This window comes from Flavobacterium sp. KMS (assembly GCF_000813005.1).
Taxonomy (GTDB): domain Bacteria; phylum Bacteroidota; class Bacteroidia; order Flavobacteriales; family Flavobacteriaceae; genus Flavobacterium.
Map to the genome: position 1 here is coordinate 39,520 of NZ_JSYP01000020.1, position 10,947 is coordinate 50,466.

At 33.3% G+C, this 10,947-nt stretch carries 1 protein-coding gene; it reads right to left on the minus strand.

The annotated features are described in order from the left end of the window. On the minus strand, positions 1-10,944 hold the full coding sequence (locus OA93_RS24230) for an SDR family NAD(P)-dependent oxidoreductase (RefSeq protein WP_131474505.1): 10,944 nt from the start codon (positions 10,942-10,944) through the stop codon (positions 1-3). Between the last annotated feature and the right edge of the window lie 3 nt (positions 10,945-10,947).

A 10,947-nucleotide genomic window follows, 5' to 3' on the forward strand; every position in this document is an offset into this window, starting at 1 on the left:
TTAATTTAAGATTTGTTTTGGAGACGTTAATTTGATTCTTTTAAGTTCTATTGTTGCCACTTTTGGAGGTTGAACTTTTTGCTTTTTCAATTGAAAAATATTCATTCTCTTAATTACGGCATCATTCAAAAATTTCATTACGAAAAGTTGACCGCTTTTTTGTGTGAAAACTTTTTCTAACGATTGCATACCTTCAGCTTCATTAATACTTCCTATACCCATTTGTTGCATACGTTGTTCGTACCCCTTAGTTGAAACAATTCCTGTATTCCCCCAATATCCCCAATGGATTACATAGGTTGGGATTCCTGATTTTTGCTGAACTTGTTTTGCTAAACTATCTTTATAGGTACATCCTGCAGCGTAATTAGATTGACCAGCTGCTCTAAAGAAACTTTGTGCTGAGGAATAAAAACAAATAAAGTCCAATTCTTCCTGGCTAAAAGCCTCTATTAAATATTGACTTCCTACTGATTTTGGGTAGAATGATTTTGTAAAATCTTCTTCGCTCATATTGGCAATTATTTTATCATTGAGCACTATAGCCGAATGAAAAATCCCATTGATATCTTCAGATGTAAGCTTGATTTGTGTATACGCCGATTGCATGCTTAGCTTATTGCCTGCATCACATTGGATATATGTTGGAGATACTCCGTATTGTGCTATTTCTTCAATTGCTGCTGTAATAGTATCGTCTTGCTCTTTTCTTCCTAACCAATACACTTTGGCCTGATATTCTTTTACTAAGTATGAAGTTGTAACTTTTCCTAAACCACCTGCTCCTCCTAAAATCACATATACTCCGCCTTTTCTAAATTTTGAATATTGCTTTTTTATTTTATCTTCTACTGGTACAAGTATATTTTGATATAAATTGAAATTTCTAATCGCAAATGATTCTCCCATTTTAGAATAGGAAACTTGAAGTATACTCTTCATATCATTGGGCTCCGAAACATCTACACTTTTAAAAACCCAGTTCATTTCTTCTTTTACCAATGAACCAACAAATCCAACAATACCTGCTCCTTTTTCAGTAACTATGTCCGAAGAAATTACCTTTTGAGTTTGTTTAGTTACAAATACTATTTCTAGTTTTTCGGTACTTCTTTTTTGTAAAGCTTTTATATTGTTAAATACATTTAATTCTATTTTATCAATTTGCTCAAGCCCCTCGCTTTTATCATTTGCATCCCATATACCTTGCAAAAAATAAATAGATTTTATGTCCAAAGGAACTTCCATTACATCTCTATACCAGCTTACACTTCCTCCATTGGTTTGTATTTCTTTTTCTAATCTTAAAGTGTATTCGTTTTTAGTTCCAATAAAAGCATTCTTTTTATGAGCAACCTGAACTTGATTTTCGAAAGATGTTTGCTCCCATACAGATTCATAATAAATTCCAATAGACTCACTATCGTTCTTTTCTTGCTTTATTTTTGGTTCCGGACTTAATGGTATCGACACAAAATCTCTCATTCCTATCAATACATTTCCATCTTGATCCAATACTTGCATTGAATATTTTTGTGTTCTGCTTTTTTCATTATGCTTTTGTACATAACACCAAGAAGCTTCCGATAGATCTTTGGCATAGATATCTACCGCCTGAAGGCTATATGGTAATTGAAGTCCTCCTTCTTTGTTATTAAAATCTACACCAATAGTTGCTTGCAATGCCGCATCTAAAACTCCTGGATTTAATACAACACCTTCATATGTAGGTAAATCAATCCTAACCAATGATTCATGATCATTAAAATACATTTTTTTGATTCCTTGAAAACTATCACCATATTCTAAACCTACCTTTTTAAAAGCCTCATAACATGCTGCACCTTCTTTCTCTCCTTGCATTTGTTCTTTTAAAAGCGAAATATTGTATTGCAAGGGTTGTTTTAACTCTTCTCTGCCCAGTTTTATCTCGGCATGCGTTATACTTTTCCCTTCTTCATTACTTGATATTTGAACTACAATTTCGCTTTTATCTTTAGATACCAGAGTGGTAACTTTTTTTGTTTTATTTTCAACTTTTAATGGTTTCAACCAAGTAATGTCTTTGAGTTGTAATACCTCCTGATGTGTTACTTCTTCTAGTGCTTTTCTAGCCAATTCTATATAGGCAACTCCTGGAAATAGTTTTTCAGAATTTACCAAATGATCTTTTAAGAACGTTTCGTTTCCTGAGAAATCACTTTGAAATTTAATTCCTTCCAGATCCGAAATGTTTTCATGAAGCATAGGATGTATCTGTGTGGCTTCCTTTGATTTTACAACACTTTCGCTAGCTTTATCAATTTTAGAAAACCAACAATGTTTTTTTACAAAAGGGTATGTAGGTAAGCTTATCTTTTGAGGTAATTGTTTTTTATCATAGTACATAGACCATTCAGTCTTTCTTCCCAAACACCATAATTCTAATATCCTTGCATCCCCGGTTTCCCATAATCTTTTGATTTCAGTATCTGCTACATCGTCCTTCATTAGTACATCTGGATTTATAGTTCCGTAATAATAATCTAACGAAACTCCATCCAAATAAGCATTTAATTGGGTGATTGCTTCCTCAATAGTAGTAGCATAAAAAGCGAGTCGATGCGACATTGCTTCTCTTCCTACCTGAAGCGTGTATGCAACTTCTTGCGGTAAAAGTTCTTCCTGATCTTTTATAAATTTCAAAAGCTTCTCTACATATTCCTTTAGTTGTTTCTCTGATTTTGCAGACATAACCCATAGCGGTATTGGCTGGTCATAGTTATCTTGCCTTTCTTGAATATTGTATTCTTCAATAATCAAATGAGCATTACTACCTCCTGCTCCAAAACTACTAATACCTGCTATTCTCGAGTTTCCATTAGTATCCCATGGTTCTAATATTTTTTGTACCCTAAATGGAGTATTACTAAAATTAATATTAGCATTTTGTTCCTCTGCATGAATAGATGGTACTAATTGTTTATGCTTTAATTGTAACAATACTTTTGTTATTCCTGATATTCCTGCAGCCGATTCGCAATGTCCTATATTAGATTTTACAGAGCCAATCTTGCATAAATAATCTTCATTGTCTACCTGAAATGCTTTTTTAAGACTCGCTACTTCTATCGGATCTCCTAAACTTGTTCCTGTACCATGAGCTTCGATATATGAAATTTCATTTGCGTTGAGGTTAGCCTTTTCCATAGCTCTTTTAATTACCGAAGTTTGAGCTTTGGGATTAGGAACCGTGTATCCATTCGTTTTTCCGCCATGGTTTAACGAAGCGCCTCTGATAACGCCATAAATATGATCTCCATCACGCTCTGCGTCAGACATTTTTTTTAGCAAAACTGCCCCAACTCCTTCAGATGGTACATAGCCATCGCCACCTTCTCCAAAACTTTTACAACGTCCTGTACTAGATGCAAATCCAGCTTTACTTAAAAGCAAATATTTATTAGGATGAATACTTACGTTTACTCCACCTGCAATTGCTGCCTTACAATCTCCGTTCATAATACTCTGGCAAGCCAATTCTACTGCAGTTATCGAAGAGGAACACATCGTATCGAGAGCCATACTTGGTCCATGAAAATTAAAGAAATAAGAAACCCTATTGGCTATACTACTCGGATTACCTACTAGATGAATCTGATTTCCTTTATGCTGTTCTTCTATACCATATAGTTGATATTCTTCATACATTACGCCTACAAAAACACCTACATTGCCAGTCATTTCGTTTGCTTGAGTCGACTGTCCTAATTGCTCTCTTGTATAACCTGCATCTTCAATAGTTTCCCAAGCTGTTTGTAAAAACAATCGCTCTTGAGGCTCCATAATTTCTGCTTCTCGAGGAGATATATTAAAAAATAATGGGTCAAACTTATCTACTCCTTCTATAAAACCGCCCCATTTACTATAACTTTTACCTGATTTACCTTTTTCTTCATCATAAAAAGTGGTCATATCCCATCGATCATCTGGTATTTCGGTTATACTATCTTTTCCTTGTTTTAAATTTTCCCAAAACTCTTGTACATTATTTGCTCCAGGGTACTTTCCTGCTAATCCTATAATTGCTATTTTTTCTTCGTTATCTGTATTTTTGGCTACTGAAAAAGCATCTTGATATTTTGGATTGTCCTCCGCTATAAATTGACCTAAATCTTGATTTTTTTCTTCAACGACTTCATCCAAAAATGTTTCATTACCTTCTTCTTTATGCGATAATGAATACAATGAATCTTCATTTTTTAGCAACAATTCTTGCATTGTTGCTTGTTGGTTTTCTAGAAAATACCCTATTAACTCCTGAAGTGATTGGTACTCAAAAAATAAGGTTCTCGGAATATCATTAAAAACAGCATCAAAACTATTCGTTAATTTGGTAATGCTAATCGAATCTATTCCGAAATCTTCAAAATATTTATGAAGTTCAAATCGTTCTTTAGGCAACTTAAATTCTTCTGATAAAAGATCTATTAAATAAGAAGTAATAAATGCTTTTAACGTTTCCTGATTGTATTCTTTGTCTTTCTTCTCCTTTACCTCTTTTACAATCTCTTTAATACTTGCTTTATGTGTTTTAATTTTTTCTAATAAACCATATACTGGCATCATCTGCGTATGCTCACTAAACAATATGAGATCAAAACTATTGGTCCCTATCTCATTAGGCATTGGTAACATACCTGTTTGATTTTTTATATACTGTTTTTGTTCTTCAGACATTTTCATTCCCCCATTTTCCCATAGCGGCCAATTAATGCTTATGCTCTTACCAAATCGATCTCCTTGTTCATATTTTATCCTTCTGTAAGTCATAAAATTGTCCATGTAAGCATTGGCAGCAGCATAATCGCTTTGCCCCTGATTTCCCATTACTGCTGCTACGGCAGAAAAACTTACAAAAAAATCTAATTTTTCATTTTTAGTAACTTCATCTAAAAATCGTATACCGTCCATTTTAGGTTTTACTACTTCTGTTGCTTCTTCTATAGTTTTATGAATTATCAAACAATCTCTTATAATTCCTGCACTATGTATGATTCCGTCCAGACCACCAAATTGTTGTTTTATTTGCTGAAACTGAAGTACTACTGATTCTTTATCAGATACATCGCAGCTACTATATAGCACATTTGGATAGGAGTCTACTATTTTTTTATAAGCATCGTTACTAACACTTCTACCAGTAAGAATTACTTTTGTATCCTTGGTTTTCAAAATATGTTCTAAGAATATTTGTCCTAAACCACCCATTCCTCCAGTTAACCAATACACTCCTCCTTCCTTAATTTTTACTTCTGGAGTTTGTTTTTCTGGAGTTATGGCTTCCAAAATTCTTTCTTGTCGCTGTCCATTTATATATCGAACTTCTAGACCTTCCAAATTTCTTTCTGATGATAGAATTTGAAGAATTTCTTCTATACTCTTTCTAGCCGCATCTTCCAGAACTATTACTTTCCCTGCTACTTTAGAACATTCTAATTGAGCAGATTGAAGCAATGCTACCAAATATCCATATTGATTGTACTTGCTGCTTTCTATCACGATAGTAAGCTGTATCTCCTCTTTTGTTCTTATAATTTCTTTAAGCTTCTTAAAAATAACCCCAAATGCATCTTTAGGATCTTGACTATCTGATAGGACACTAACATCCAAACCATTGCACTTTATTTTTTCGGCTATCTCATTTTGAAATCCTGCCAAATAAACCAATTGCTTATTTTCTTTATCCTTACTTATTTGTGGGGCAGTATTTTTCCATACTTTATTAAAATATTGGATTCCTTCTTTGCGATCTTCTTGTGTTTTATCTTTATCTGCAGGAATGCTTTCTAATGGCAATAGTGTGAATTCATCTAACTTTAAAATCGTTTCTCCTAAACTATTTACCAAAACCATATTATATTTTCGGATGCCCGCAGCATTAGATTTAGTCGCTACTAACTCAACCAAACACCAGGCTTTGAGAGGTAGGTCTTTATAGATACTAAGCCTTTGTATACTATATGGAACATAAATTATATTGGTTTTTCCTTCTAATGAAAGTCCTATAGTACATTGAAATATACTATCTAACATACCTGGCTCTAAAACAAACTGATCCTGCTTTTTAAATGTTAATTCAACTAGTGCTTTATCCCGAGAATATTTAATATTTTCAATTCCTTGAAAGTTTTTTCCATAATCAAATCCTAAATCATTAAAGTGTTCATATATCTCCTTTTTATTCTTAGATAGAGATAACTCAGTTCTTATTTTCTCTACATCTAATCGTTCTGAAAGCTCAGTATTAGCTAATATTTTTCTCAATTTACCTGAGCTATGTATAACTTTTTTCTCGTTGTGAGTTGAAAATATTTGATATTGATATTCTGAACTTGCCGTTTTTGAGATTACAGTATTAAGCTGAGGCCAGTTTTCTTTATCTCTTAAAGGTTCTTGCCATGTAAGATCATATAATTCATTAATCTCAGTATTAGTACTAATTTCTCCGGCTTCTCTTGCCATTTCTATATATGCAGCTCCAGGGAATAAACCAGAGCCATTTACTATATGCTCTTTAATAAAATATTCTGTACCATTAAAGTCACTTACAAATCTCTGCTCGTTAAGTGTCGATGCATTTTGATGAATTAATGGATGTATTTTTGAAGTTTTTTGAGATTCTATTTCTGTTTCCTCAATCCAATATCGATCTCTCTCGAATGGATACGATGGTATTTTAATTTTCTTTATCGTTTGATTATAAAATAACTCCCAATCTATTTTTACACCTTGTGTCCATAATTCTGCTACAGTTTCTAATTCTGCATGTTTAATGGCACTTTCTACAAATAGTTTCCCCGAAATACCTTTTATAGTAGTGTTCTCTTGTACTCTTATATTATTTGTATAAAAACCTGAGACGCTAGATTTTTCACGATCCAGATTTAAAAAGTTTTTTAACTTCAATAGTAGCTCTTCTTTATTCTGTGCTACACAGGCAAAACGCTCTTCCATTGCAGTACGCCCTACTTGAAACGTGTATGCCAAAGAGTTTAATGAAATATTTGGGTTGTCCTGAACAAACGATAATACTTTTTTGCCATATCGCTCTAGACTATTTTTATCTTTTGCAGATATAGCGATGATTACTTTACCATTTATCTCTTCTCCTTTTTCTGAAGGAGAAGGAATATATTCTTCAATAATAGCATGCGCATTAGTTCCGCTAAAACCAAAACTGCTAATGGCGGCTCTTCTTTTACCTCCTACATAATCATCCCAAGGTTTGAGCGCTGTATTTACATAAAAAGGACTATTCTCAAAATCTATAAATTCGTTATTTTTTTGATAATTTAAAGAAGGTGGCATTTGTTTGTGTTGCATTGCCAAAATCACTTTTTGCAATCCCGCTAATCCTGCTGCATGCAGAGTATGTCCAATGTTGGTCTTTACACTTCCAATACCACAGTAATTCTTTTTTTGTGTTTTTGTTCTAAAAGCCTTAGTAAGAGCTTCCACTTCTATGGGATCTCCTAATTTAGTTCCTGTTCCATGCGCTTCTACATAGCTTATAGTTTCTGGATTTATATTAAAAGTTTCATATACTTGTTTTTCCAAAGCTTCTTGTGATGGTGCGCTTGGTGCCAAAATTCCATTGGTTGCTCCATCTTGGTTAGTGAGTATTCCCTTAATTACGGCATAAATCATATCACCATCTCTTAGGGCATCGCTTAATCGCTTAACAACCACTACGCCTACACCTTCTCCTGGTACAAATCCGTTTGCTCTATGATCAAATGTAAAACACTGCCCGTCCTCACTTAACATTCCTGCTTTGCTTGCCATTTTATGAAATAGTGGCGTGGCTGCTAAACTTATGCCTCCACAAATCCCCATATCAATATTTCTTGTTAACAGGTTTCTACAAGCTGCTTCTAATGCTACTAATGATGATGAACATGCTGAATCAATTGCTATTGCAGGTCCTCTTAAATTTAAATAATATGAGATTCTGGCTGCAAGAATTGAATTATCCATACCCCAAAAAACGGATACATGCTTGTTTTTTGGATTTTGTATATAATCGCTATTTCCTACTCCGGCATAAACTCCTACTTGTTTACCATCTAAATGAATTTGCGTTAAATTTGCATCTTCTAATGCATGCCAACAATGCTCTAAAAACAATCGTTGTTGTGGATCCATGTTTTCGGCTTCTATACCTGATATTTTAAAAAATCCTGCATCAAACTTGTCTACATTATCCATAAAACCACCCCACTTACTATAGGTTTTATCTTCTTCACCTTTAATAGGACTGTAATGAAGCGCACTATCCCATCTTTCTATTGGGGCTTCTCTTATTAGACTTTCTCCTCCTTTTAGAGCTTCCCAATATTCTTCTAAATTAGAAGCTCCTGCATAAGCTCCACTCATACCAACAATTGCGATATCACCTGAATCTATTTTTTCATCTATTGTTTGGGTTGTTATATACTCTTCCTTATTAGGTACTGGTATATTTACATTTTTGGTTTCTATTATCTTGTGTTTCCAACCGTCCTTATTTTCGATAATATATTGCACCAATGATCGAATACTAGGATAATTAAATAAGTCCGTTGGTTGGATATCAATATTTAGTTCTTTGTTTATGTATTCGCTAAGTTGACTACTCAAAATAGAATCGTACCCCATTGTAGAAAAAGGTTCGTCTATATCAAACTCTTCCTGAGGAAGCTTAATTAGAGAAGCTGCTATTTTTTGTACTATGGCTAATACACTATTTTGATGTTCTTCACTATCTGAGGCATTTAACTCAAATTGATCCATCAGTCTTTTCTCTTCAGTAATCTTTTTTACTAAGGAGTCCTTTTTTATTCTGGACGTTAAACTTTTTGCAATCGTTTTTTTAGAAAACTTCACTGCATATAGTTCCTTTTTTTCGCCTTCCAGAATTTTTTCAAAGGCAATCATTCCTTCTTTTGCTTCAATGCTCCCTATTCCCATTTGATCCATTCGATCTGCATATTTAGCATCCGAAGCCACACCTATATTCCCCCAATATCCCCAATTAATGGTATATGCAGGTATATTATATTTTTGCTCAATTACCTTTGCTAAAGCATTTTTATAGGTACATCCAGCGGCATAATTGGCTTGTCCTGGACCGTTAAAAAACCCTTGAATAGAGGAATAAAAACACATAAAATCTAAAGGTTCGTGTTTGAATGCCTGAACCAAATTTTGAACTGCTATTGATTTTGGAGCAAAGGCTTTAGTAAAATCCGAAAAACTCATTGCATAAAATGGTTTATCTTCCAGTACTAAAGCAGAATGAATTACACCGTTTATAGTTTCTCCACTAGATTTTATTTGTTCAAAGACAGTTTTTACATCTTCTAGTTTATTCGCATCGCATGAAATATAAACAGGCTTCCTGCTATATCCGGAAAAATCTTCTATACTAGCTTTTATAGATATATCTAATGGCCTTCTTCCTAACCAATATACTTTGGCATTATATTTATTAATCAAGTGTTCGGTAGTGATTTTACCTAATCCACCAGCTCCTCCAAGAATTACATACGTTCCGTTTTTTCTAATTTTATTAGAATAAGGTAATGCAGGTAATACATCTATAGTATTTAATAGTTTCTTATAAAAACTTCCGTTTCTATACCCCACTAATGTTTCGTTTGCTTCTAGTATTTTAATCGCTAATTTTTCAAAATCTATTAACTCTTTTTCATTGATATCAATTACTCTAAAATTCCAAGTTGGCATTTCGGCAGCTACAGTACCAACTAAACCAAAGATTCCAGCTCCTTTTTCCTGAACTATATCAGTAGGAAAAACTTTCTGCGTCTGGTTTGTAATAATCTGTATCTGAGAATTATTAGTTTTTAATTCTAAAAGCTTTTTTAAACATATAAATACAAATTCTTCTTCTTTTCCATAAGATATACTTTCGTTATCATTGAGTACCAAAGAACGATCTGGGAATATAAATACATAATCAAAAGATCCTTTGATATTCTCCATAGATGGAGCATGAATTACGGCTGCACCATGTTTTGTAAATGCATTTTTAAAGTGAAGAAGTACATCATTAGTATCACCCAGACATAGAATTTTCTTTTCCTGAAAAGGATTGGTTTCTTGATTGATTTCTTTAATCTCTTCCCATACTTCTTCAAAATATTGCAATCCGAAAACACTATTATCCGAAAACAACTTTACTCCTTCAAATACTAAAAGGACTTCTCCTCCCGCACTAAGCAGATTAACGGTATAGAGTACCTCTTTACCTTCTTCCTTGATTACCTGACACCATTGTGTATCCTTAATATCTCCATATATATGCATTCCTTCAATGCTTTCTATCCTTGAAGTATTACTGTCTTGCTGCCCTTTTAAAGTCTGAAAAGCACTTTCAATTATATTTAATGGTAACACATACTGCTCATGTTCCTCTTTGGGAGTAACCCTTGTCCATGACTGATTTTGTATTTGAAATACAGAATGAATACTCTGTAATTCATTACTATATTCAAATGATTTATTTGCTAACTGCTTATAGAATTCTTCTTTGTTTAACTCAGGAACTATACCCGCCAAGTGCTCCAATTTAATCTTCGTAGGTATAGCTCTGGAAACATTTAATAAATTTCCTTGTGCATATATTGTTTTATGAAAAGCATCATTTTCCTGATAGAATTCAAAAGAGAATCCCTCTTTTTGTTCCCATAATTCGATATAAAGTACCAACGGATCCTTTTCTATTATAATAGGCAGATTCCATTTAAAGTTTTGTATTACATTGATTTCTCCATTATTTACTTTACATCCTGCAACTCTTATCATCTCTATATAAGCTGATAATGGTAAAGTTTTCTTTCCTTTTATTTTATAATATTGAAAGAATGACTCTTCTCCTGTATATATAATCTTGAATTTCATGTG